General features: G+C 57.8%; 24 protein-coding genes. 12 read left to right on the top strand and 12 right to left on the bottom strand.

The features are described from left to right. Nucleotides 1-13: 13 nt before the first annotated feature. Nucleotides 14-2,020 (top strand): hydantoinase/oxoprolinase N-terminal domain-containing protein, encoded by a 2,007-nt coding sequence (locus JNX03_RS12910; RefSeq protein ID WP_203209435.1) that lies wholly within the window; start codon nt 14-16, stop codon nt 2,018-2,020. Nucleotides 2,021-2,046: 26 nt separating this feature from the next. Here JNX03_RS12910 and msrA read toward each other — a convergent pair whose 3' ends face one another. From msrA to JNX03_RS12890, 4 genes are all read right to left on the bottom strand, one after another. Further along, on the bottom strand, nt 2,047-2,556 hold the full coding sequence (gene msrA / locus JNX03_RS12905) for a peptide-methionine (S)-S-oxide reductase MsrA (RefSeq protein WP_203209434.1): 510 nt from the start codon (nt 2,554-2,556) through the stop codon (nt 2,047-2,049). Beyond that, nucleotides 2,553-3,002: a peptide-methionine (R)-S-oxide reductase MsrB gene (msrB, locus tag JNX03_RS12900; RefSeq protein WP_203209433.1), complete on the bottom strand. Its 450-nt coding sequence runs from the start codon at nt 3,000-3,002 to the stop codon at nt 2,553-2,555. The genes msrA and msrB overlap by 4 nt, the downstream gene beginning before the upstream one ends. Nucleotides 3,003-3,156: 154 nt before the next feature. Continuing rightward, entirely contained in the window at nt 3,157-4,164 is a 1,008-nt protein-coding gene (locus tag JNX03_RS12895) for a GlxA family transcriptional regulator (protein ID WP_231024190.1), read from the bottom strand. A gap of 70 nt (nt 4,165-4,234) precedes the next feature. Beyond that, nucleotides 4,235-5,104, bottom strand: coding sequence for a DMT family transporter (locus tag JNX03_RS12890; RefSeq protein ID WP_203209432.1), 870 nt, complete (start codon nt 5,102-5,104; stop codon nt 4,235-4,237). A gap of 140 nt (nt 5,105-5,244) precedes the next feature. On the opposite strand from JNX03_RS12890, the gene JNX03_RS12885 reads away from it, so the two are divergent. Then, complete coding sequence (locus JNX03_RS12885) at nt 5,245-5,832, top strand: ATP-dependent Clp protease proteolytic subunit (RefSeq protein WP_203209431.1); 588 nt, start codon at nt 5,245-5,247, stop codon at nt 5,830-5,832. Between the two features lie 66 nt (nt 5,833-5,898). Here JNX03_RS12885 and JNX03_RS12880 read toward each other — a convergent pair whose 3' ends face one another. The 3 genes from JNX03_RS12880 to ade all read right to left on the bottom strand — a co-directional run bounded on the left by JNX03_RS12880 (nt 5,899) and on the right by ade (nt 9,581). Continuing rightward, a complete protein-coding gene (locus tag JNX03_RS12880) occupies nt 5,899-6,189 on the bottom strand; it encodes an HU family DNA-binding protein (protein ID WP_025047280.1) in 291 nt (96 codons plus the stop codon). 129 nt (nt 6,190-6,318) lie between these two features. Next, entirely contained in the window at nt 6,319-7,782 is a 1,464-nt protein-coding gene (locus tag JNX03_RS12875) for an AMP nucleosidase (RefSeq protein WP_203209430.1), read from the bottom strand. Next, nucleotides 7,779-9,581: an adenine deaminase gene (gene ade / locus JNX03_RS12870; RefSeq protein WP_203209429.1), complete on the bottom strand. Its 1,803-nt coding sequence runs from the start codon at nt 9,579-9,581 to the stop codon at nt 7,779-7,781. The genes JNX03_RS12875 and ade overlap by 4 nt, the downstream gene beginning before the upstream one ends. Before the next feature lie 49 nt (nt 9,582-9,630). On the opposite strand from ade, the gene JNX03_RS12865 reads away from it, so the two are divergent. The 9 genes from JNX03_RS12865 (at nt 9,631) to JNX03_RS12825 (ending at nt 17,160) form a co-directional block, all read left to right on the top strand. Then, nucleotides 9,631-10,050: a VOC family protein gene (locus JNX03_RS12865; protein ID WP_203209428.1), complete on the top strand. Its 420-nt coding sequence runs from the start codon at nt 9,631-9,633 to the stop codon at nt 10,048-10,050. A gap of 66 nt (nt 10,051-10,116) precedes the next feature. Then, entirely contained in the window at nt 10,117-10,872 is a 756-nt protein-coding gene (locus JNX03_RS12860; protein WP_203209427.1) for a class II aldolase and adducin N-terminal domain-containing protein, read from the top strand. Then, the gene (locus tag JNX03_RS12855; RefSeq protein ID WP_203209426.1) at nt 10,862-11,854 is read left to right on the top strand and encodes a sterol desaturase family protein; all 993 of its coding nucleotides are present in this window, start codon (nt 10,862-10,864) and stop codon (nt 11,852-11,854) included. Before JNX03_RS12860 ends, JNX03_RS12855 begins: the two co-directional genes overlap by 11 nt. 152 nt (nt 11,855-12,006) lie before the next feature. Further along, the gene (locus JNX03_RS12850; RefSeq protein ID WP_203209425.1) at nt 12,007-13,254 is read left to right on the top strand and encodes a glycosyltransferase family 4 protein; all 1,248 of its coding nucleotides are present in this window, start codon (nt 12,007-12,009) and stop codon (nt 13,252-13,254) included. Between the two features lie 50 nt (nt 13,255-13,304). Then, nucleotides 13,305-14,189 carry an NAD-dependent epimerase/dehydratase family protein gene (locus JNX03_RS12845; RefSeq protein ID WP_203209424.1) on the top strand — a complete coding sequence of 295 codons (885 nt, stop codon included), beginning with the start codon at nt 13,305-13,307 and terminating at the stop codon, nt 14,187-14,189. Next, nucleotides 14,189-14,806 (top strand): sugar transferase, encoded by a 618-nt coding sequence (locus tag JNX03_RS12840; protein WP_203209423.1) that lies wholly within the window; start codon nt 14,189-14,191, stop codon nt 14,804-14,806. Before JNX03_RS12845 ends, JNX03_RS12840 begins: the two co-directional genes overlap by 1 nt. Nucleotides 14,807-14,852: 46 nt before the next feature. Next, the gene (locus JNX03_RS12835) at nt 14,853-15,713 is read left to right on the top strand and encodes an SDR family oxidoreductase (RefSeq protein ID WP_203209422.1); all 861 of its coding nucleotides are present in this window, start codon (nt 14,853-14,855) and stop codon (nt 15,711-15,713) included. Between the two features lie 4 nt (nt 15,714-15,717). After that, nucleotides 15,718-16,302 carry an exopolysaccharide biosynthesis protein gene (locus JNX03_RS12830; RefSeq protein ID WP_203209421.1) on the top strand — a complete coding sequence of 195 codons (585 nt, stop codon included), beginning with the start codon at nt 15,718-15,720 and terminating at the stop codon, nt 16,300-16,302. Nucleotides 16,303-16,368: 66 nt separating this feature from the next. Further along, a complete protein-coding gene (locus JNX03_RS12825; RefSeq protein WP_203209420.1) occupies nt 16,369-17,160 on the top strand; it encodes an ion transporter in 792 nt (263 codons plus the stop codon). On the opposite strand, the gene dxs is transcribed toward JNX03_RS12825, so the two are convergent. The 5 genes from dxs to JNX03_RS12800 form a co-directional block, all read right to left on the bottom strand. Continuing rightward, nucleotides 17,157-19,085 (bottom strand): 1-deoxy-D-xylulose-5-phosphate synthase, encoded by a 1,929-nt coding sequence (gene dxs, locus JNX03_RS12820; RefSeq protein WP_203209419.1) that lies wholly within the window; start codon nt 19,083-19,085, stop codon nt 17,157-17,159. The two genes, JNX03_RS12825 and dxs, sit on opposite strands and share 4 nt — an antisense overlap. Nucleotides 19,086-19,106: 21 nt before the next feature. Continuing rightward, a complete protein-coding gene (locus JNX03_RS12815; protein WP_203209418.1) occupies nt 19,107-20,033 on the bottom strand; it encodes a polyprenyl synthetase family protein in 927 nt (308 codons plus the stop codon). Next, complete coding sequence (locus JNX03_RS12810; RefSeq protein WP_203209417.1) at nt 19,993-20,235, bottom strand: exodeoxyribonuclease VII small subunit; 243 nt, start codon at nt 20,233-20,235, stop codon at nt 19,993-19,995. Before JNX03_RS12810 ends, JNX03_RS12815 begins: the two co-directional genes overlap by 41 nt. Nucleotides 20,236-20,388: 153 nt before the next feature. Next, nucleotides 20,389-21,090 (bottom strand): response regulator, encoded by a 702-nt coding sequence (locus JNX03_RS12805; RefSeq protein WP_203209416.1) that lies wholly within the window; start codon nt 21,088-21,090, stop codon nt 20,389-20,391. Further along, nucleotides 21,087-21,599 (bottom strand): MarR family winged helix-turn-helix transcriptional regulator, encoded by a 513-nt coding sequence (locus JNX03_RS12800; protein ID WP_203209415.1) that lies wholly within the window; start codon nt 21,597-21,599, stop codon nt 21,087-21,089. The genes JNX03_RS12805 and JNX03_RS12800 overlap by 4 nt, the downstream gene beginning before the upstream one ends. 158 nt (nt 21,600-21,757) lie before the next feature. Here JNX03_RS12800 and JNX03_RS12795 point away from each other — a divergent pair, with 158 nt between their 5' ends. After that, nucleotides 21,758-22,627, top strand: coding sequence for a branched-chain amino acid aminotransferase (locus JNX03_RS12795; protein WP_203209414.1), 870 nt, complete (start codon nt 21,758-21,760; stop codon nt 22,625-22,627). The last annotated feature ends 8 nt before the right edge of the window (nt 22,628-22,635 follow it).

Below are 22,635 nucleotides of genomic sequence, written 5' to 3'. Positions count from 1 at the left end.
GGGAGAGGCACGTATGGCGGTGCTATTGGGCGTAGATACGGGTGGGACGTACACGGATGCGGTTCTGGTCCGGGATGAGACCACGGTGATCGCTTCGGCCAAGTCGTTAACCACCCGGCAGGATCTGGCCATTGGTGTTGGCAATGCGGTCCGGTCTGTGCTCGAAACGGCCCAGATTGCACCTGAAGAAATTGCGCTGGCGTCCCTGTCCACCACACTGGCCACCAATGCTTTGGTCGAAGGGCAAGGCGGCCGCGTCGCCCTGATCTACATCGGCTTTCGGGCGCGCGATCTTGAGGCGCACGGACTGGCCGAGGCGCTCAAGGGGGACCCGGCGTTGGTCTTGTCGGGCGGGCATAACCACGCCGGCGGTGAGGCGCAACCGCTTGATGAGGCGGCTCTCGTCAGCTTTTTAGAGACACATAAGAGTGATGTCAGCGGTTTCGCTGTCGCCAGTCAATTTGCCACGCGAAATCCGGCGCATGAGCTTCGCGCGGCGCAATTGGTGGCTGAGATAACGGGCAAGCCTGTGTCGTCGTCGCATCAATTGTCGGCCAAGTTGAACGGTCCCAAACGCGCGATGACTGCGGTTTTGAATGCCCGGTTGATTGGTATGATTGACCGGCTGATCGGGCGGGCAGAAGATGTGCTGCAGCAGATCGGTACCACTGCGCCTCTCATGGTGGTGCGCGGGGACGGCGCGCTTATTTCCTCAGGACAGGCTCGGGAACGTCCCATTGAGACGATCTTGAGTGGCCCAGCGGCTTCGATCGTTGGAGCGCGTTGGATGACGGGTGTGGATCATGCCTTGGTCAGCGACATTGGTGGAACGACCACGGATGTGGCTCTAATCAAGGGCGGAAAGCCTCAGATTGACCCTGCCGGGGCGCGGGTTGGCCCCTATCGCACGATGGTCGAAGCTGTTGCGATGCGCACCACCGGGCTTGGCGGGGACAGCGAGGTGCATTTTCAATCCGAAGGGTTGCAAGGCGGGGTGACACTGGGCCCGCGCCGCGTTTTGCCGATTTCCTTGATCGCCGTCGATGCGCCGGATGTTGTACATGCCGCGCTGGATTCGCAATTGCGCAGCGTGGCCCCGGGCGAGCATGATGCGCGTTTTGTGCGGGCGGTTGCAGGGCAGACCAAAGAGGGTCTCGGCACGCGCGAACTGGCGCTGTTGGAACGAATTGGCAATCAGGTGCACCCTCTGGGTGATATCATTCGGTCGCGGGTCGAACTGGGCGCGCTCAAACGGCTGGTGGAGCGTGGACAAATCCAGATTGCCGGAGTGACGCCGTCAGATGCCAGCCATGTTTTGGGCCGGGTGATGGAATGGGACACTGGCGCGGCCCGCAAGGCCTTGCGCTTGTTCGGGCGGCGGCGGACCGGCGCTGGTGATGTGCTGTCCAACAGCGAAGATGACATTGCGCAAATGATCATTGATCAATTGACGCATCAGACCGCTTTGGCTCTATTAGAGACTGCTTTTGCCGAAGAAGATCCAGGATTTGACGTTGCGCCGGATATTCTGGCGCGGCATGTTTTGATGCAACGGGGCATGTCAGGGCATCAAGGTTTGGTGCGATTGAACACGGGGTTGGCGGTGGATGTTGTGGGTCTTGGCGCCTCTGCGCCGAGCTATTACCCTGCGGTAGGAGAGCGATTAGGCACGCGCATGATCTTGCCTGAGCATGCGGGCGTGGCAAACGCAATCGGGGCGGTTGTCGGGCGCGTCACGATGCGGCAAAGCGGAACGGTCACATCGCCCAGCGAAGGAAAGTACCGAGTGCATCTGGCTGATGGTCCAAAGGATTTTGGGGATCAAGACAGCGCCTTGGCCTTGTTAGAGACTGTTCTGAGAGACGCAGCGCAAGCACAGGCGTTGGAAGCAGGTGCTCAGGACATCCAGATCACTGTGAGCCGGGACATCCGCACGGCAGGCGTTGAGGCGCGTGAAGTTTTCGTTGAAGCGACCGTTACTGTCGAGGCGGCAGGGCGTCCGCGCGTGGCGGAGGGGTAGGCCGGGCAATTCACCCGACCCAGATCTTATTCCGCTGCGGCGCGTTTCGGGAGCACCCAATCGGGCCGCGCGAAGTGGCATGTGTAGCCATTGGGCTGGCGCTCCAGATAGTCTTGATGCTCTGGCTCTGCTTCCCAGAAATCGCTCACAGGCTCGACTTCGGTGACGACCTTTCCAGGCCAGAGACCGGAGGCTTCGACATCCGCAATCGTGTCTAACGCGGTCTCTTTTTGCTGTTCGTCGGTAAAGTAGATCGCTGATCGGTAGCTCATGCCGATGTCGTTGCCTTGCCGGTTGACTGTTGTGGGGTCATGTATTTGAAAGAAAAACTCCAGCAACTCGCGATATGACGTCTTGGCAGGATCAAAGATAATCTCGATCCCTTCGGCATGGGTGCCGTGGTTGCGGTAGGTGGCGTTGGGTACGTCGCCGCCCGTGTAACCGACACGTGTGGAGACCACGCCGGGACGTTTGCGGATCAAATCCTGCATGCCCCAGAAACAGCCGCCTGCCAGTACTGCGCGTTCGTTGCTCATGTGATGTCCTCCACTTGGTTCAGGTAGTCGCCATACCCCTCGGCCTGCATGTCATCGCGGTGTACAAACCGCAAGGAAGCGGAATTGATGCAATAGCGCAGCCCGCCGCGGTCGGGAGGACCGTCGGGAAACACATGGCCAAGGTGGCTGTCACCGTGGGTGCTGCGCACCTCGGTGCGGATCATGCCAAGGCTGGCATCGCGCAATTCTGCCACATGGGCCGGTTCGATGGGTTTGGTGAAACTGGGCCAGCCGCAGCCGGATTCGTATTTGTCGGACGAGGCAAACAGCGGCTCACCCGATACGATATCGACATAGATGCCTGGCTCTTTGTTGTTGAGCAGCTTGCCCGTGCCGGGGCGTTCGGTGCCGCTTTCTTGTGTCACGTGAAACTCTTCGGGCGAAAGGGCCGCGATGGCGTCCGGGTTTTTTTCGTAGCGGGGCATGGAGATCCTCCTGTCGATGCTGTTGGCACATTAGATGGGGCGACGGCAGGAAATTCAAAGGGTTTGTAGCGCTTGAGCACTGATATGTGATGGCCACTGGCAGCTGCGGGGCGAAGGCTTATCTAAAACGAAAGGGCTTTTGGGCGACGCAGGATCAGCGATGCACCGAATCTGACCACAACACTTTACCGTCAGAGGCCTCCATGCCCGGGGGAATGCCATAGGCCGAGCGATAGCTCTTTGAAAAATGCGACAGCGATTTGAAACCGCAGGCGACGCAGACATCTGTCACTGACAAGTCTGTTTGGCGCAGCAGGTTCCGCGCCTTTTCGAGACGCAGGTGCAAATAATACCGTTTTGGAGAGGTGCTGAGGTACTTTGCGAACAAACGCTCCAGCTGCCGGGTGCTGAGGCTGACGACGCCTGCAATCTCATCAGGACGCAGCGGGTCTTCGAGGTTGTTTTCCATGATCTGCAGCGCCAGCAACAGCTTGGCATTGCGCACTTCGGGCCGTGACTGCAGCGACATGCGCTGTTTCTGGCTGTGGAGCCGCGGCACGGTATAGACCATCTGATCGGCCACCCATGTTGCGATGTCGTTGCCGTAGTCCTTGTTGACGCGGTGCAGCATCAGATCCATCGAGGCCACGTTGCCAGCTGAGGTAAAGACCCGGCCGTCGACGGAATAAAGCGTGTCTTCCATGATCACGTCAGGCAACATTTCGGCCAGTGCTGTCTTGTATTCCCAGTGGGTCGTGACCCGCTTTCCACCGATCAAACCGGCCAATGCCAGCGTATAGGTGCCGGATGACAATGCACCGTAGTCCATGCCCTTGCGAGTCTCACGGCGGAGCCAGTTGAGCAATGGTTTGGTGCTGCCACGGCCAGCATTTTCACCGGCACAGACGATCAAAGTTTCGTTTCGATCCAGTTCCGTCAGGCCGCTGTCCACTTCGATGCTCACACCATTGTAAGCGCGAACCGGCGTTCCGGTTTCCGAGATCAGCCGCCATTTATAAAACTTCTGGCCAGAAGGGTGGTGGTTGGCCAGGGCCAACGTGTCCAGTGCGCAAGAAAAGCCCAACGTCGAGAACCCCGGCAGAAGCACGAAGGCATAAGACCGTGGAGCGGTGGTCTGATCTATGAGGCGGGCGCTGTTCATGGCGCTAGCTTTTGCACGTTTTGCAACCGGGCCGAGCGCGGTCTGCGGCAAAAAACGATAGCTTTACGTCTTATTGGCGACTTTGCCTCGAGATTTGAACCGCCAGAATTCCAATTGTGATGATCAAAACACCCAAGGCTTCGCGCCAGCCGAGCGATTCATTGAGCAGGACTGCGGCGACCAGAACACCGAAAAACGGGTTGAGAAAGTGGAAGGTGGCTGCACGTGTGGCGCCAATCCGGTTGACCAGCCAGAACCAAACCACCGTTGCAGCCAAACCCGGCACGAGGCAGGTGTAGGTAAAGGCAATGACCAGTGGCCAGCTTGGGTTGATCCGTGGCGTTTCGAACAGCAGTGTGGCGACAGACAAGGCAACACAGCCCACCAACATTTGCAGTCCCACAATCATCAGGAAATTGCCGCCGGATGTGGCACCGCGCACCAACAGCGTTGCAGCGGAAAGCGCGAGCACACCGATCACGCAGAGGGCAACACCCGTCAAGTCAACACCGCCGCTGAGTCGGGCACCCATGATGATGGCCACACCAACAACACCTGCCACCAAACCTGCCACACCCAGCGGCTTAAGCCGTTCACCATAGAGAACCCAGGCGGCAAATCCGACGATCAAAGGCATGGTAGAGGCGATGATCGCGGCCAGCGACGCCTCGATGTTTTGCATCGCGACAAAGTTCAACCCAAGGTACATCGCATTTTGCAGGACGCCAAAGATCGCGGTCGCCCGCCATTGTGCCCGGGTCAGCCGCCAGCTTTGTCCTAATGCCAGCGCAATCCCGACTCCGATGAGGCCAGACACCAAATAGCGGAGCGAAAGCGCAAACAGGGGCGAGGCATCCGCAACAATGATCCGCGCAGATGTAAAGGCCGACGACCACATCATTGCAAAGATGAGACCCATCAGAATTGCACGAATATCCATCTCAGCCCCTTTGGTCTTTCAGCGCGACAGTTTCCCAGATTGCAGCCAAGGGCAAGGGGCGGATTGGCGCCGGTGGGGTCGATGGACAACCCCCGCGTGCAACGATAGCGTTGCTTGTGAATAGCAAGGAGGAGGCATTCATGCAGATCAATTTGTTGGACGACACCCAATCGGAAAAGGCCGATGGCGACCGCATCAGTGCTTTGTTCTTCAAAAGCCGCAATGTGGTGATCACGGGTGAAATCAACGACAAGCTGGCACAGCGTACGGTCACGCATCTGCTGGCCCTGGCAGAAGAAAGCGACGATCCGATCAACGTCTATATTTCCTCGCCCGGTGGCCATGTGGAATCGGGCGATATGGTTCATGACGTGATCAAGTTCATTCGGCCGAAGGTGCGAACAATTGGATCTGGCTGGGTGGCCAGTGCCGGCGCGCTGATCTTTGTGGGAGCAGAAAAGGAAAACCGCTATTGTCTGCCCAACACCCGTTTCCTGTTGCACCAACCTTCCGGCGGGATTGGCGGGCAGGCGACAGATATGATGATCCAGGCCGAGCAGATCCGCATCATGCGTGAACGATTTGATCAGCTGTTTGCCGAGGCGACAGGCCAGACCCCTGAAAAAATCGCCGCTGATACCGCCCGCGATTTCTGGCTCAGGGCCAGCGAGGCGCAGGACTATGGTTTGGTCGGGCACATCATCAATGGCATTGACCAACTGAAGTGATCGCCCCTTAAAACAAACAAAAAGGGCCGCCAAATGGCGACCCTTTGAAACTCAAGCTTGCGGGGTTTAGCCGTTGACGCTGTCTTTCAGCGCTTTGGCGATGGTCATTTTCACAACCTTGTCCGCTTCTTTCTTGAACTGTTCACCGGTCGCAGGGTTGCGGACCATGCGCTCTGGGCGCTCGCGGCAGTAGATCTTGCCAACACCGGGCAGGGTCACTGCGCCGCCACCGGACACTTCGCGTGTGATCAGGTTGCAAACCGCGTCCAGCGCTGCGCCTGCAGATTTTTTGTCTGTGCCCATTTCATCTGCCAATGCGGCGACGAGCTGAGTCTTTGTCATAGGTTTGGTTGCCATCTTTTTATCTCCTTAGACCGCCCGAATTTAGGGCCCTGTGAGCGGAATGTAACGGTATGTTGTAGGATAACACAACGAATAGTGGCGCGAAAAACCGCAAAACATGCGATTTTCTGCTGTTTTTGGCCTTTAAAGGAAGGCGGTTTCGTCAAACGAGCGCAATTTCCGGCTGTGAATGCGCTCAAGCGGGGTCGAACGCAGCAATTCCATTGCCCGAATTCCGATCATCAAATGCCGTGCGACCTGTGTTTTATAGAAATCCGACGCCATGCCGGGCAGTTTCAACTCACCGTGCAGCGGCTTGTCGGACACACATAGCAATGTCCCGTAAGGCACCCGGAAACGGTAGCCGTTGGCGGCGATGGTCGCGCTTTCCATATCGAGGGCGATGGACCGCGATTGGCTGAGCCGTTGCACTGGGCCGGATTGATCGCGCAATTCCCAATTGCGGTTGTCGATGGTCGCGACGGTGCCTGTACGCATCACACGCTTGAGTTCATACCCTTCGAGCTGGGTCACTTGCGCCACGGCGCGTTCCAGCGCGATCTGGATTTCGGCCAACGCCGGGATCGGGGTCCAGACTGGCAAATCGTCATCCAGCACGTGATCTTCGCGCAGATAAGCATGGGCCAATACAAAATCACCCAAGGCCTGACTGTTACGCAGACCCGCACAGTGACCAACCATCAACCATGCATGGGGGCGCAACACGGCGATATGGTCTGTGGCCGTCTTGGCGTTGGATGGGCCGACACCGATGTTAACCAGTGTAATCCCCGAGCCGTCTTTCCGCTTGAGGTGGTAGGTGGGCATTTGCGGGGTTTTTTGTGTCTCGCCCAATGGCGTGTCGCCCGCGGTGATTTCGACATTTCCGGTCGAGACAAAAGAGGTGTAGCCGCTGTCAGGATCGTTCAATTGCGCCCGCGCATATTCTTCGAACTCTGTGACGTAGAATTGGTAGTTGGTGAACAGGACGTGACACTGGAAATGTTCCGGGTCCGTCGCTGTATAATGCGCCAGACGGGCCAGGGAATAATCCACCCGCTGTGCCGTGAAGGGGGCAAGTGGGCGCACGTCGTCTTGCGGTACATAGGTGCCATTCACGATGTCATCGTTTGTGGTGCTCAGGTCCGGCACATCAAAGACATCGCGCAAGGTGAATTCGGCCGCCCCGTCCTGCGGGATCTCCATGGCGCTTTCGCCGGTCACGGCAAAATGCACGGGGATCGGCGTGTCAGATGGACCAATGATCACCGGCTGCCCGTGGTTCTCAAGCAGTAGGCCGATCTGTTGGATCAGGTAATTGCGAAACAGGTCTGGCCGGGTGATGGTGGCCGCAAATGTGCCTGGCGACGAGACATGCCCAAATGCCAGCCGCGTATCAACACGGGCATAGCTTGAGGTGCGAAACCGGACCTCTGGATAAAAGGCACGGATCCGAACCTCTTGCGGCGTGTCCTGCATCGCTGCGTTGAACTGATCGCGCAGGAAACCGGTTGCTTCCATATACAGCTCCGTCAACCGGTCAACGGCGGCAGTGGCATCGGTGAATTCTTCCGAAGGACGGGCATTCGGGGTCAGGATTTTGGTCATGAATGAGGCTCTAACACGGGGATAAATTCAAAGGACCGGACATCGACCAACCCAAGGTCAGAGATCCGCAACTCGGGGATGACAACCAACGCAAGCAGGGAATGCTGCATATAGGCGTTGTTCAGGGTACAGCCACAGTCGCGCATGGCCTGCATCATCTGCTCGGCCTTGGCGGCGACTTCGGTTGCGGGGCTGTCAGACATAAGACCTGCGATCGGCAGCTCAACCAACGCAAGTTCTGCTCCATCACGGAAAATGGTAATGCCGCCGCCGACCTCGCGCAGCCGGTTTGCCGCCAACGCCATCTGTTCAGGGTCCGTGCCGACAACAATCATATGGTGGCTGTCATGCGCCACGGTCGAGGCCATCGCCATGTTGCCGTCATAGCCAAAGCCGGACACAAAGGCGTTGACCACCCCGCCTGTTGCGCGGTGGCGTTCGACCAACGCGATCTGGCAAACCTCTCCGGTGCTTTGGACCTGTCCATCGGTTACCGGCAGTTCGAATTTCAAGGCCCGTGTGGGTGCTTGGTTTTCCACCACTCCGATGACATTTGCGGTTACGGCGTTTGCCCCTTTGGGCGCATCAATACGGAAATCTGCACGGGTCAGATCCCTGGCCATGTTCACGGTTTTCCGGGCCGCTTCGGGCCAATCGTAATGTGGACAGTCCACCAGGCATTCGCCTGCCTCGGCTACGATCTGTCCGCGGGCAATAACAGTCTCTATGGGGAGGGTTTTGAGGTCTGAAGTCAGCACAACATCCGCACGGCGGCCGGGGGTCAAAGACCCGATATCGCGTTCCAACCCGAAATGCGTGGCGGTGTTGATCGTGGCCATTTGCAAGGCAACAACCGGATCACAGCCGCAATCGATGGCGTGTCGCACGACCCGGTTCATATGCCCGTCGTTGACCAATGTGCCCGAATGGCTGTCGTCGGTGCACAGGATCATATTGCGCGGATCGAGCCCCTTTTCCGTGATCGCGGTGATCTGGGTTTCGACATCATACCATGCAGAACCCAGACGGATCATCGACCGCATCCCCTGCCGCATCCGGGCAATTGCGTCGGCCTCACAGGTGCCTTCGTGATCGTCCGCCGGCCCGCCTGCGACATAGGCTGCAAAAGCGGGCCCAAGGTCGGGCGACGCATAATGCCCGCCTACCGTTTTGCCTGCCCGCTGGGTTGCGGCAATCTCGGCCAGCATTTGTGGGTCAGCGTTGCTGACACCGGGAAAGTTCATCATTTCGCCGAGACCAATGATACCGGGCCATTGCATGGCCTCGGCCACATCTTCTGCGCTGATTTCAAAGCCTGTCGTCTCCATTCCGGGCGCGGACGGGGCGCAGGATGGCATCTGGGTAAAGATGTTCACGGGCTGCATCAGGGCCTCGTCATGCATCATGCGCACGCCCTCAAGACCCAGAACATTGGCGATCTCATGGGGATCGGTGAACATGGATGTTGTGCCATGGGGGATCACGGCGCGGGCAAATTCTGCCGGTGTCAGCATCCCGCTTTCGATGTGCATATGCGCGTCGCACAGACCGGGGATCATATAGCGGCCTTTGGCGTCGATAATCTGCGTGCTTGGACCACGGCAATGGCTGGCGTCTGGCCCTACAAAGGCAATGCGACCGGCGACAATGGCGATATCGTGATCAGGCAGGATTTCACGGGTGTGTACATTGACCCATTGGCCGCCGGTGATGATCGTATCAGCAGGGCTGCGCCCGGCAGCCACGTTGACCAGTTGAGGGGCGACATCGGGCCATGAGGGAAAAATTTCTTGCGTCATGGCCCAAGGTGACACACGGTTTGAGCGGGTTCAACCGAGGAAAGAACAGATGGATTTCGACAAGGTCTCAGCCGAGGAGTTTGGTGCCAGTTTGCGGGGCATCGGATTGAACCTTTTGGTGCGGGATGTTTCGGCGCAAATCGCCTTTTTAGACACTGTTTTTGGCATGAAGGCGTTTCAGCCGACCGCAGATTTTGCGATCGTAAAGTACGGCGATCAGGTCTTCCAACTGCACAGTGATGGCACCTATCATTCCAATCCGCTGCTTGGTCTTCTGCCCGAAAACCCTCCACGTGGAGGCGGGATCGAGATCCGGCTGTATGACACAGACCCGGAAACAGCTTGTGCCAAGGCCGAAGCGGCGGGCGGCACCGTCTTACAAGAGCCGACAGACAAACCACACGGCCTGCGCGAAGCCTATATCTTGTGTGAGAATGGATACGCCTGGGTTGCCAGTCGACCACTCTGAATGTCGTTTTTTGAGAGGTTCTTTTTCGGGCTTCCCGGCAGAGTGAAACAAACGAAGGGACAAAACATGAGCGTGACACAAATTCGGCAAAACATGGATCACTGGCAAGAACGGGTGGATCTTGCTGCGGCATTCCGCTGGACCGCGCGCCTTGACATGCATGAGGGGGTCGCCAACCACTTTTCCCTTGCGGTGAATGACGACGGTACGCAGTTCCTGATGAACCCAAACCAAGTTCATTTTTCCCGTATCCGCGCCAGTGATCTGTTGATGGTTGATGCCAACGATCCAGAGACATTATCAGGCCCTAATGCGCCTGATCCCACGGCCTGGGGTCTTCATGGCGGGGTGCATCGCGCCTGTGCGCATGCCCGTTGTGTGATGCACGTGCATTCGATCTACGCGACCGTTCTTGCCTGTCTGCAAGACAGTCGCCTGCCTCCGATTGATCAGAATTGTTGTACTTTCTTTAACCGTGTTGTGATTGATGAAAACTACGGCGGTCTGGCCTTTGAGGATGAGGGCGCGCGCTGTGCGGAACTGCTGACGGACCCCAAGCAAAAGGTCATGGTCATGGGCTCTCATGGGGTAATGGTGATCGGGGATACAGTCGCGGATACCTTTAATAGGCTCTATTATTTCGAACGGGCGGCAGAAACCTACATCAAGGCTCTGCAAACCGGCTTGCCGCTGCGGCGCATTTCTGACGAGATCGCCGAAAAGACCGCGCAGGAGCTGGAGAATTACCCCGAGCAAGACGCGCGGCATCTGGCAGAACTCAAAGCGATATTGGACGGTGAAGGGTCCGATTATGACCACTGAACCGGATATCGGTGCAGAGGCGGACCGCTGGCACCATCATCCTGGGCCGGTTCGAAACAACCCGCTTTTTGATTGGCCACCGCAGCCCATGGCCGTGTTGCGGTGGTATGCCGCCTATTGGTTGACCATTTCAACCATCACGATCACCGCAGCGTTTTCCGTCGCCGTCTATTTCACGCTACTGCCCGCGTTAGACACGATGCAGAGTTTTCAGGCCGGTTGGATGGTGCGGGTGTGGCTGGCCAATCTGCTGCCGCAGGTTATCTGTGCGGGCGGGCTGCATATGTGGCTCTACCATTGGCGAAAACAGGGAAACCAGACCAAATACGATGCACGTGATCTGGCCCGTGGCAATGGCACCTATACCTTTGGCAATCAGGTTTGGGACAATATGTTCTGGACCTTGATCAGTGGTGTCACCCTTTGGACGGCGGCCCAATGGGGTGTGTTCTGGATGATGGCGAACGGCCATGCGCCCGCGATGATGTTCCCGGACAATCCGGTTTTGTTTTTGTTGCTGTTCCCGTTTCTGGTGATCTGGTCTTCGTTTCATTTTTACTGGGTTCATCGACTGTTGCATGTGCCTGCGATATATAAGCATGCCCATGCCTTGCATCATCGGAATGTCAATGTTGGACCGTGGTCCGGCATTTCAATGCACCCATTTGAGCACCTGCTGTTTTACACGAACTTTGCGATTCATCTGATCGTGCCCAGTCACCCGATCCACGTCCTGTTTCATGGCTATGTGCAATCGGTGCATCCGGTGTTCTCACACTCCGGCTTTGATCAACTGGTGGTCCGGAATCAGGAGAAGGCAAAGATGGGTGATTTCTTTCATCAGCTGCATCATCGGTATTTTGAATGCAACTACGGCACAGTAGAGATGCCTTGGGACAAATGGTTTGGGTCTTTCCACGATGGCAGTGCAGCCGCGACGAAACGGACAAGAGCCTTCAAAAAGCAGATGTACACCAAGTGAGCGGGCCGCGTTTGTTGTGATTTCGAAGGCGTCCGGCCTTGTTCCGTGATAAAGAGCGCAAAAAAGAGGTGGCGTTAAACGTCCGGTTGCGTTGCCAAGGTGAACGCGCTTTGGTTATCTGCGCACAACACCCTCAAACGCAGGTCTTTGATATGAATGTCCTATTTGTCCATCAGAACATGCCGGGCCAATATCGCGAGCTTGTGCAATGGTTGGCAGCGCAGGGCGGGCATCGGATCTATTTTTTGACCCAACGTCGAAATGCGCCATCTTTTCCTGGTGTCGAGACCCGCATTTACAAGCCGCACCGGACCCCAGCCAAAGATGCCTATGGCCTGTCAAAGGTGTGGGAAGCGGCGACTGGTGCAGGTTTTGGCGCGGCGACGGCGGCGCGAAAGCTGGAGCAGGAGGAAGGGTTCAAACCTGACATCGTCATCGGGCATGTCGGTTGGGGGGAACTGACGTTTTTCAAGCAGATCTGGCCAGATGTGCCAATCATCGGATTCTTCGAATATTACTACAACATGACGGGTGGGACCGTTGGCTTTGATCCAGCAGAGCCGCCAACGGATCATGCACCATTCTTAATGCAGGCCCGCAACGCCGTGCCTCTGGCCAATATCGAAACAGTTGATTTGGGCCAATGTCCGACGGTTTGGCAAAAGGATCGGTTTCCCAAACGGTTTCACGAGAAATTCTATGTTTGCCATGATGGCATTCGCACGGATTTGCTGCAGCCTGACCCAACAGCAGAGGTTGGACTGGGACGATTGGACAAGCCCCTGACGGCGCAAGATGAGGTGGTAACCTATGTCGCGCGCAATCTGGAACGCACGCGCGGGTTTCACACATTGATGCGGGCATTGCCGCGCATTCAACGCGAACGGCCCAATGCGCGTATCCTGATCGTGGGCGGTAATGATGTGTCCTACGGCGGTAAGGCCAAGACGCCGGGCGGATTGCGTGCAGAGATGGAGGCCGAAGTTGGCAAAGATCTCAATTGGGAGCGCCTGCATTTTCTGGGGCAGGTGCCCTATGACCATTTTTGCAAGCTGATCCAGATCAGCAGTTGCCACATCTATCTGTCGATGCCTTTTGTTTTGTCGTGGTCCTTGCTTGAGGCGATGTCGATGGGGGCAAAGATCGTGGCTTCTGATGTTCCTTCCGTGCGCGAGGCTGTGACCCATGGCGAAACCGGGATGCTTGTTGATTTCTTTGACCATGATGCGCTGGCCGCGCAAGTGGTGGATGTGCTGGCGCGGCCCGATGACTTTGCCCGTCTGGGCGGCGCGGCACGGGCGCATGCGGTTGCGCAATATGATTTCCTGACCAAATGCCTTCCCGAACATATTGCGCAGATCAACGCGCTTGTGCCCAAGGACAAGCGGATCGCACTCTGACGGTTCAGATATCAATCATCTATTAACCATTCCGCCGATAGCCTGAAGCAATGATAGGTTCAGGCACCGCCACGATCACAGATAGACATGGGCCGGTTCTGCTGCTCGGCGCGGGCGGCCGGTTGGGCCGTATGTGTTGCCAGTATTGGCCGGCCGGTCATGGTTTGATTGGCCAAAGCCGGCAAATTGGAATGGGGGACTTGTGGTTTGACCCTCTGAGGGATCGAAATGCTCTTATTGTGGCGGCGCGGGGCAAAAGGGCGGTGGTTTGTCTGGCTGGGGTTGTGCCGAATGGCCTGGCAACAGCTCCTGTCGATTTCGGAGTGAACAGCGATCTTGCCTGCGCCGCGGTTCAGGCCGCAAAGGCCGCCGGATGCCCACGGGTGTTTTTGGCATCTTCCGCCGCGATTTATGGCAAACAGGCCGGTGCCTTGGGCGAAGCCACCCGGCCCTGCCCGATCAGTGCCTATGGACGTTCAAAATTGCGAATGGAGGAAGAAGCCCATGCCATCGGCATCGCTTTGGATCAGCCTGTCACGTCGCTGCGGATCGGCAATGTGGCTGGCGCTGATGCAATCCTTGGCGGTTGGCACAATGCGATGCAGCTTGATCAATTGCCCGACGGCACGACCCCGCGCCGCAGTTACATCGGGGGGGCCGATCTGGCTGCGATAATCCATCGGCTCACCCTCATGCCACACGTGCCGCCGGTTTTGAACGTTGCGCTGCGCGGGGCGATAGAGGCAGGCACGCTCTTGAATGCTGCGGGGTTGTCATGGACCTATCGAGACGCAGGGGATGATGTGATCCCTGATGTAACGCTGAACGTGGATGTGCTTGGTCAGGTGCTGGGGGCTCGGGTGCCACGCGCGAGCCCTGATGATCTGGTTGCGGAATGGCGCGGTTGGGAAAAACCGCAGGCCCGAGCCATTTGATGACTCTGTCCAAGCGCATGTTTGACCTGGTGATGGCGCTGGTGTTGATCACGCTTTTGATTGCCCCAATGGTGGTCTTGCTGCTGTGGCTTTTGGCGGCCGAGGGCAGGCCGGTTTTCTTTGTCTCGGAACGGATGAAAACCCCGCACCGTGCCTTTAGGCTCTGGAAATTGCGGAGCATGAAAGAGGATATCCATGATCAGGGGGTGACCGGCGGCGACAAGGCCAACCGATTGACCCCAAGCGGCCGTTGGTTGCGACGGTTTCGGTTGGATGAGCTGCCGCAATTGTGGAACATCCTGCGCGGTGACATGAGCTTTGTCGGGCCGCGCCCGCCATTGCGGGCTTATGTTGAGCGTTTTCCGAATCTCTACGCGGATGTTCTGCAAAACCGTCCGGGTGTGACGGGGCTGGCCAGCATCATTTGTCACGGAGTGGAGGAGCACCGCCTGCAACACTGTTACACCGCGTCCGAAACAGATGCGGTGTATGCGCGGGTTTTTGTACCGTGCAAGGCAAAGCTGGATTTGATCTATCAGCGCAATCAAAGCCTTTGCCTGGACATAAAATTGCTTTGGCGCACGGTGTCAGTACTGATCTCAGGCAGATTCAGATGACCATTGCCCTCTTGATGCGCGGGGCGCAAAGGGGCAGGTATTGCAGATGGACAAAACGCTTCTTTCTTTGGGACACGGATACAGCGCCCGCGCGTTGGCCGAGCGGCTGATTCCGCAGGGCTGGCGGATCATCGGAACAACGCGCAGCGCGGACAAACTGGATGACATTGCGGCGACCGGTGTGGAACCTCTGCTATGGCCCGGCACGGATATCGCCCCGCTTTTTTCGCAGGTGCCGCATATTCTGATCTCTGCAGGGCCAGGCCCAGACGGCGATCCGGTGCTTGGCGTTTTGCGCGATGAGATCGCCGCAGCAGCGCCGCATCTGCGTTGGGCGGGGTATCTTTCGACAACCGGTGTTTACGGAGATCACGGCGGTGATTGGGTAGATGAGGATACGCCTTTGACCCCCGCCACAAAGCGTGGATTGGCCCGTGTCAGCGCCGAGACGGCGTGGCAGGAAATCCCTGATTTGCCGCTGCACATCTTCCGTCTTGCCGGGATCTATGGCCCCGGTCGCGGCCCCTTTGCAAAGGTGCGCAAGGGCACCGCACGGCGGATCATCAAAAAGGGGCAGGTGTTCTCACGAATTCATGTGGAAGACATCGCTCTGGCGCTTGAGTTGTCAATCGCCACCCCGCAGCCCGGCGCGATCTACAATCTGTGCGATGATGACCCCGCGCCGCCGCAAGATGTTATCGGATATGCGGCCACCCTTTTGGATGTGCCATTGCCGCCAGCGATGGATTTTGAAACCGCTGAGATGACCCCGATGGCCCGCAGCTTTTATGCAGAAAGCAAGAAGGTCAGGAACAATCGGATCAAAGAGGCGTTGGGTTGGCAACCGCAATACCCCGATTATCGAAGTGGTCTGACCGACCTTTTGAAACGGGAAACCTCAAGTTGATCACATGCCCGCGCCTGATACAGACCATAGACTGACAGAAATGCTCGATGGTTTGGAAGAGGCGGGGCAGGATCGCAAAGTGTCCTTTCGCGATCTGCTGCGCCAGTTTGGCAACCGGGCGATCACACCCTTTATTTTGCTTATTGCGCTGCTGATGGTATCGCCACTTTCCGGAATTCCGGGGATGCCAAGCCTCGCGGCGATGATCATTGTCACGATGGCCGTGCAGGCATTGTCCGGGCGCAAACGTATTTGGTTGCCGGAAATCCTGTTGCGTCAGCGTTTTCGATCCGAGCGATTGCTTCAGGCGGTGCGTTGGATGCGAAAACCCTGCGCGTTTCTGGACCGACATTCGCAGATGCGGCTGCAATTTCTGACCAGAAGTGTGATGCGTTGGATCACCCTGGCCATTTGCGCCGCACTCCCACTGGCTTGGCCCTTGTTGGAAATCCTGCCTTTGGTCACCTCGATCGGGGCGGCCACCGTCGCGTTGCTGGTCTTTGGACTTTTGACACATGACGGGGTCTACGTGCTTTTGGGGTATTGCGCTGTTGCGCTCAGCATATTTGCGGGGGTCTCATTGCTTTGATCCGTGCGGGCTTGTTCCGGCACCCGGCCAACGCCATATAGGGGCAAAAGTGGCATAGGCAGGAATATGACGGTACAGCAACGACTTCAGGCGTTTTTGGCGGCGAAAAAATTTGGCACCGCAATTATGTCGGTGATTGTTTTCAATGCCGTGCTGCTTGGCCTTGAGACCTCCAGGACCGCGATGGATGTCGCCGGTGGTTTGATCCTGACGTTGGACAGGCTGTGTCTTGCTATTTTTGTGCTGGAGTTGCTGGCCAAATTGTTCGCCTACCGGCTTCGGTTTTTCCGCGACGGATGGAACATCTTTGATTTTGTCATTGTTGGCGTGTCTTTGGTGCCTGCGGCTCAGGGTTTCTCGGCGTTGCGGGCATTGCGCATCCTGCGGGTGCTGCGACTGGTTTCCGCCGCGCCGCGTCTGCGCCGCGTTGTCGAAGGGTTCATCACCGCCTTGCCCGGCATGGCCTCGGTCTTTTCCCTGATGGCGCTGATTTTTTACATCGGATCGGTGATCTCGACCAAGCTTTTTGCGGCAAGCTTTCCTGACTGGTTTGGCACGCTGGGCCTGTCGGCCTATTCCCTGTTCCAGATCATGACACTTGAAAGCTGGTCAATGGGCATCGTGCGTCCGGTGATGGAGGTGTACCCACTCGCTTGGATGTTCTTCATTCCCTTCATCATGGTCACCACTTTTGCCGTGGTGAACCTCTTGGTGGGTCTGATCGTGAATTCCATGCAAGACGCCCACCACGAAGAAGCGGACGCCGAAACCGGGGCCTACCGCGATGACGTCACCGCGCGTTTGCTGGTGATTGAGGGGCAATTGGCACAGCTTTTGGAGCAGCAGAAAAAGCCCTAGGCCCGCTGCGCCCCAAGGCTGGCAATGCCCAGAACCTCCAAAACCTTTGCCTCGATGTGTTCGGCGTTCATTCCGGCCACGGCATACATGTCTGCCGGGCTGGCTTGATCAATAAACGTGTCCGGCAAGACCATGGAGCGGTACTTCAGCCCCTCGTCAAACACACCCTCATCTGCAAGCAGCTGCGCTACATGGCTGCCAAAGCCGCCAACAGCGCCCTCTTCGATGGTGATCAGTGCCTCGTGATCCGCGGCCAATGACAGGATCAAATCGCGGTCCAGTGGTTTGGCAAAACGGGCATCGGCAATCGTCGGTGTGATGCCTTTGGCCTCCAATGCTTCGGCGGCTTTTTCGACCTCTTCCAGCCGTGTTCCGAAGGACAACAGCGCCACTTTGGACCCTTGGGTGATCATCCGGCCCTTGCCGATTTCAATCGGCGCGCCACGCTCCGGCATATCAACGCCGCGCCCTTCGCCACGGGGAAAACGAAAGGCGATGGGTCCGTCGTCGTGAGCCGCTGCGGTGGCGACCATATGTTTCAGTTCCGCCTCGTCGGCAGCGGCCATGACCACAAACCCCGGCAGGTTGGCCAGATAGGCGATATCGAAAGCGCCTGCATGGGTCGCGCCATCCGCGCCCACCAGTCCGGCGCGGTCAATGGCGAAACGGACCGGCAAACGCTGGATCGCCACGTCATGCACCACCTGATCATACCCGCGCTGAAGGAAGGTCGAATACATCGTGCAAAAGGGTTTCATTCCGCCTGCGGCCAGCGCGGCACAGAAGGTCACGCCATGCTGTTCGGCAATCGCCACATCGAAGCACCGCGAGGGATAGCGTTCTGCAAAGAGGTTCAATCCGGTGCCGTCGGGCATGGCGGCGGTCACGGCGCAGATCTTGTCGTCTTCCGCCGCTTCTTGCAGCAAGCTTTGCGCAAAAACCGAGGTGTAGCTTGGCGCGTTGGAGGGCGCTTTTTTCTGCTCGCCCGTGACCACATTGAACTTGGCAACACCATGGCCCTTGTCTCGGGCCTTCTCGGCGGGGGCGTATCCCTTGCCCTTTTTGGTCAGCACATGGATCAGGATCGGCCCGGTGGCGCGTTCCTTGACCGTGCGCAGCACGGGCAGCAGTTGGTTCATGTCGTGTCCATCAATCGGCCCGACGTATGAGAAACCAAGTTGTTCAAACAAGGTGCCGCCAACGGCCATGCCCTTGAGGATGTCCTTGGCCCGTTTCGCCCCTTCGCGGAAGGGCTCAGGCAACAGGCTCACTGCACCTTTGGCGGCGGCTTTGAAATCCTGAAAAGGCTCTTCGGCATAAAGACGGCTGAGATAGCTGGACATTGCGCCAACGGGTGGCGCAATCGACATCTCGTTGTCATTGAGAATGACGATCATCCGCTTGCCCAGATGGCCCGCGTTATTCATCGCCTCATAGGCCATTCCGGCCGAGATCGACCCATCGCCAATCACTGCAATCGCATCGCCCAGCCCTTCGGGGATGTTTCCGCCCAGATCCCGCGCCACGGCAAAGCCAAGTGCCGCGCTGATCGAGGTTGAGCTGTGGGCCGCGCCGAAAGGATCATAGGGGCTTTCACTGCGTTTGGTGAACCCGCTAAGCCCATCCTTCTGACGCAGGGTGCGAATGCGGTCTCGTCGCTCGGTCAGGATTTTATGCGGATAACACTGATGCCCGACGTCCCAGATTATCTTGTCGCGTGGCGTGTCAAAGACCGCATGCAGGGCGACGGTGAGTTCAACAACACCCAGACCTGCCCCCAAATGCCCACCGGTTACCGAAACCGCAGAAATGGTTTCCTGACGCAGTTCCCTGGCCAGCGTGGTCAGTTCAGAATCGCTGAATTGTTTGAGGTCGGCGGGCCGCTTGGCGCGGTCCAGCAGCGGGGTGACAGGTCGGTCGGTCATTTGAACCCCCCTCCGGGTGATTTATTTCTCGCGGGCAATAACGAAGCGAGCGGCCTCTCGCAAGGTTTCGGCATCGTCACCATATGAAGATAGGGCATCACAGGCCGATTGCACCAGGTCAGAGGCGCGGCTTTTGGCCCCATCCAGCCCCAGCAGCGACACAAAGGTGGCCTTACCCGCGCCCGCGTCCTTGCCCGTGGCTTTGCCAACCACGGCTGCATCACCTTCCACATCGAGAATATCATCGGCGATCTGAAAGGCGAGGCCAAGTGCGTCAGCATAGGATTTGAACGCGGTGCCATCCGTGCCGGTCATGCGCGGCCCGGCCATCGCAGACCATGTAATCAAGGCACCGGTTTTTCCGGCCTGAAGCGCAGTAATCTCGTCCAATGTCAAAGGCAGCGCAGCGGTTTCTGCCGCGATGTCCATCGCTTGTCCGCCGACCATGCCAGCCACGCCCGCCGCTCTTGCAAGGCTAACGGCCAGATCCATCTTCTGTGCCGGATCGCACACCACATCACCAAGCAATTCAAACGCCAATGAATGCAAGGCATCGCCTGCCAATACCGCCGTGGCCTCATCCCATTTGCGATGCACTGTCGGCTGGCCGCGGCGCAGGTCGTCATCATCCATGCAAGGCAGATCATCATGGATCAGAGAATAGGCATGCAGCGCCTCAATCGCGCCCGCCGCCGGTCCGGCCTGCGCAGCGCTGCATCCGCAGATCCGGGCGCTTTCCAACACCAAAAACGCGCGCAATCCCTTGCCGCCGCGGGTGGCATATCCCATGGCTTGCGCGATCTCGCTGCTGTCCTTGGCAAGGGTTGCGCCAATCCAATGCGCGGCCACATCCTGCGCCGCGCCAAGCGCCTGCGCGAAAGGCAACCGCGCGGTTGATCCGTCTATCTCAGAGACCTTCAACAGGCTTGGCCCCCACAGGATTGCCATCGGCGTCCAAAGTGATCGCCGCGACCTTTTCTTCGGCTTCTTTCAGCTTAGCCTCGCACCGCGCCTTTAATTCCGCGCCGCGCTCATAAAGCGCAATCGATTCGTCCAGCGCCACATCGCCCCGCTCCAGCTGACCGAGAACTTTTTCCAGCTCCGCCATCGCAGTTTCAAAGTTCATCTCATCTACGGATGTCTCGGACATGTCAGTGCCTTTCTGTCAAATTCCCGGCCACATTAACGGCGAAGCGAAAGGCCTGCCAGATGCGCGGGTCATCTTTCTTTTTGGCCTTAAATATTTCGGGGGGTCAGGGGGGCTGGCCCCCCTTCGCGGCGCTGGCCAAACCCGGACTTTTTATCAATCCGGCGCCAGCATATAACCCGCGCCGCGCACCGTTTGAAGATAGCGCGGCTGTTTGGGATTATCCTCGATCTTGCGGCGCAAGCGGGTGATTTGTACGTCTACCGCACGTTCCTGTGCCTGCCCGCGATCGCGGCCCAATTCCTCAACCAGTTTGGCACGGCTGAGCGGCGCACCGGGCTGCGCGGCAAAGATTTTCATCAATTGCACTTCGGTAGCGGTCAGTCGCACGAGGTCATCCCCTTGCCACATCTCGCCGCGTTCCAGATCATAGCGGATCGGCCCGAGCGACAGCACCTTGGGCGCGGCATCTTGTGCGCTCGTGTCCGGCATACGGCGCAAAATGGCGTTGATCCTCAGCAGAAGTTCCTTGGGTTCAAAGGGTTTGGCCAGATAATCATCGGCGCCTGCCTCAAGCCCTTCGATCCGGTTGCCAGTCTCGCCTTTGGCGGTCAGCAGCATGATCGGTGTCTGCATTGTCTCGCGCAGCGATTGGGTGAGCGACAGGCCATCTTCGCCCGGCATCATCACATCCAGAACGATCAGGTCAAAATCCAGCCCTGCCAGAATGCGCCGCGCATGGGCGGCATCACGGGCCGCAGTGACCAAAAACCCGTTTCGCATCAAGAATTTCTGGAGCAGTGTGCGAATGCGCTCATCGTCATCCACGATCAGCAGATGGGCGTCCATGTCCATCATGATCCGCTTTCCTTGAGCCGCGTGTAGCTTGCGCCCATTTCAGGATCCATCATCGCCTCCAATACAGTGCGAAATCCGGCCACCGCTTCGGGACCGGCATCGCGGAACGCTGTGCGCATCCGGGCGCGTTGGGCATCAGACAGGGTCTGTTCCAGGGCGCGGCCCGCATCCGTCAGGTAAAGGTGGCGTTCGCGTTTGTCGTTGCGACCCACCCTGCTTTCGACAAGACCATCTGCGATCAGGGTCCGCAACACACGGTTGAGTGACTGTTTCGTGACGCCAAGGATATTCAACAGGTTGTTCACCGTTGTGCCCGGCGCCCGGTTGATAAAGTGGATGGCACGGTGATGGGCCCGGCCATAGGCCATGTCGACCAGGATACGGTCCGGGTCCGCAGTAAAGCCGCGATAGGCAAAGAACATTGCCTCTATCGCCTGCCTCAGCTGTTCATCCGTCAGAAAAAGCAGGCTCTCGCCACTGCTGCTTGCGGGGCCGCGTCCGTCTGCCATAATGTCCTCATGTGTTGGTGTGCAGACATTACGTCAGCCTTGTTGACACTCCAAGGACGAAAGGCTAGGGAATCGCAGCTTTTGCGTAATTAAATGACCAAATGGGCCATTTATTGCGCAATATTCGAAAAATATCCCGCTAAGTTGGAGGAATGCAAATGGCTGGAGCATATGATGATCGGGATGGTTTCATCTGGTTGGATGGTGAAATGGTCAACTGGCGCGACGCCAATGTGCATATCCTGACCCATGCGATGCATTATGCGTCTTCGGTGTTTGAAGGAGAGCGGGCCTATAACGGCAAGATCTTCAAGAGTCGCGAACACTCAGAGCGGTTGCGCCGCTCGGCCGAGATGATTGATTTCCAGATCCCATGGACCGTGGACGAGATCGAAGCGGCCAAGGTCGAAGTTCTGGCCAAATCCGGGCTGTCTGATGCCTATGTGCGTGCTATCGCGTGGCGTGGCGCGGGCGAAGACATGGGCGTGGCCTCGGCTCGTAACCCTGTGCGCCTGGCCATCGCCGCATGGGAATGGGGCGCCTATTACGGGGATGCCAAGATGAAGGGCGCCAAACTGGATATCTCCAAATGGAAGCGCCCCAGCCCCGAGACGATCCCAAGCCATGCCAAGGCGGCGGGCCTCTATATGATCTGCACCATGTCCAAACACGCAGCAGAGGCAAAGGGTTGTTCAGATGCGATGATGTTCGACTATCGCGGCTATGTGGCCGAGGCGACGGGCGCGAACATCTTTTTCGTAAAAGATGGCGAAGTACACACGCCCGATCCGGATTGCTTTCTCAACGGGATCACGCGACAGACAGTTGTTGGCATGCTCAAGGAGAAAGGCATCACCGTACACGAGCGCCACATCATGCCAGAAGAGCTTGAAGGGTTTGAGCAATGCTGGCTGACCGGCACAGCGGCGGAAGTGACCCCAGTGGGCCAGATCGGTGATTTCAACTTTGAGGTCGGCGCCCTGACCCGCGACATCGCGGAAAGCTATGAAAAGCTGGTGCGGGCCTGACCCCCGCA

The organism is Sulfitobacter mediterraneus (assembly GCF_016801775.1).
GTDB classification, from domain to species: domain Bacteria; phylum Pseudomonadota; class Alphaproteobacteria; order Rhodobacterales; family Rhodobacteraceae; genus Sulfitobacter; species Sulfitobacter mediterraneus_A.
Note: the sequence above shows the minus strand (reverse complement) of the source record. Positions and strands in the feature narration are given on the sequence as shown.

Excerpts from the sequence above, each read along its gene's own strand:
- JNX03_RS12815 (WP_203209418.1), bottom strand. The coding sequence starts at position 20,033 with ATGGCAATCCTGTGGGGGCCAAGCCTGTTGAAGGTCTCTGAGATAGAC.
- dxs (WP_203209419.1), bottom strand. The coding sequence starts at position 19,085 with ATGACCGACCGACCTGTCACCCCGCTGCTGGACCGCGCCAAGCGGCCC.
- JNX03_RS12830 (WP_203209421.1), top strand. The coding sequence starts at position 15,718 with ATGCCCGCGCCTGATACAGACCATAGACTGACAGAAATGCTCGATGGT.
- JNX03_RS12805 (WP_203209416.1), bottom strand. The coding sequence starts at position 21,090 with ATGATGGACATGGACGCCCATCTGCTGATCGTGGATGACGATGAGCGC.
- msrB (WP_203209433.1), bottom strand. The coding sequence starts at position 3,002 with ATGCCCCGCTACGAAAAAAACCCGGACGCCATCGCGGCCCTTTCGCCC.
- JNX03_RS12795 (WP_203209414.1), top strand. The coding sequence starts at position 21,758 with ATGGCTGGAGCATATGATGATCGGGATGGTTTCATCTGGTTGGATGGT.
- JNX03_RS12825 (WP_203209420.1), top strand. The coding sequence starts at position 16,369 with ATGACGGTACAGCAACGACTTCAGGCGTTTTTGGCGGCGAAAAAATTT.
- JNX03_RS12810 (WP_203209417.1), bottom strand. The coding sequence starts at position 20,235 with ATGTCCGAGACATCCGTAGATGAGATGAACTTTGAAACTGCGATGGCG.
- JNX03_RS12860 (WP_203209427.1), top strand. The coding sequence starts at position 10,117 with ATGAGCGTGACACAAATTCGGCAAAACATGGATCACTGGCAAGAACGG.
- JNX03_RS12855 (WP_203209426.1), top strand. The coding sequence starts at position 10,862 with ATGACCACTGAACCGGATATCGGTGCAGAGGCGGACCGCTGGCACCAT.
- JNX03_RS12850 (WP_203209425.1), top strand. The coding sequence starts at position 12,007 with ATGAATGTCCTATTTGTCCATCAGAACATGCCGGGCCAATATCGCGAG.
- JNX03_RS12865 (WP_203209428.1), top strand. The coding sequence starts at position 9,631 with ATGGATTTCGACAAGGTCTCAGCCGAGGAGTTTGGTGCCAGTTTGCGG.
- JNX03_RS12910 (WP_203209435.1), top strand. The coding sequence starts at position 14 with ATGGCGGTGCTATTGGGCGTAGATACGGGTGGGACGTACACGGATGCG.
- JNX03_RS12895 (WP_231024190.1), bottom strand. The coding sequence starts at position 4,164 with ATGAACAGCGCCCGCCTCATAGATCAGACCACCGCTCCACGGTCTTAT.
- JNX03_RS12800 (WP_203209415.1), bottom strand. The coding sequence starts at position 21,599 with ATGGCAGACGGACGCGGCCCCGCAAGCAGCAGTGGCGAGAGCCTGCTT.
- JNX03_RS12845 (WP_203209424.1), top strand. The coding sequence starts at position 13,305 with ATGATAGGTTCAGGCACCGCCACGATCACAGATAGACATGGGCCGGTT.
- JNX03_RS12890 (WP_203209432.1), bottom strand. The coding sequence starts at position 5,104 with ATGGATATTCGTGCAATTCTGATGGGTCTCATCTTTGCAATGATGTGG.
- JNX03_RS12875 (WP_203209430.1), bottom strand. The coding sequence starts at position 7,782 with ATGACCAAAATCCTGACCCCGAATGCCCGTCCTTCGGAAGAATTCACC.
- JNX03_RS12835 (WP_203209422.1), top strand. The coding sequence starts at position 14,853 with ATGGACAAAACGCTTCTTTCTTTGGGACACGGATACAGCGCCCGCGCG.
- msrA (WP_203209434.1), bottom strand. The coding sequence starts at position 2,556 with ATGAGCAACGAACGCGCAGTACTGGCAGGCGGCTGTTTCTGGGGCATG.
- JNX03_RS12840 (WP_203209423.1), top strand. The coding sequence starts at position 14,189 with ATGACTCTGTCCAAGCGCATGTTTGACCTGGTGATGGCGCTGGTGTTG.
- JNX03_RS12880 (WP_025047280.1), bottom strand. The coding sequence starts at position 6,189 with ATGGCAACCAAACCTATGACAAAGACTCAGCTCGTCGCCGCATTGGCA.
- JNX03_RS12885 (WP_203209431.1), top strand. The coding sequence starts at position 5,245 with ATGCAGATCAATTTGTTGGACGACACCCAATCGGAAAAGGCCGATGGC.
- ade (WP_203209429.1), bottom strand. The coding sequence starts at position 9,581 with ATGACGCAAGAAATTTTTCCCTCATGGCCCGATGTCGCCCCTCAACTG.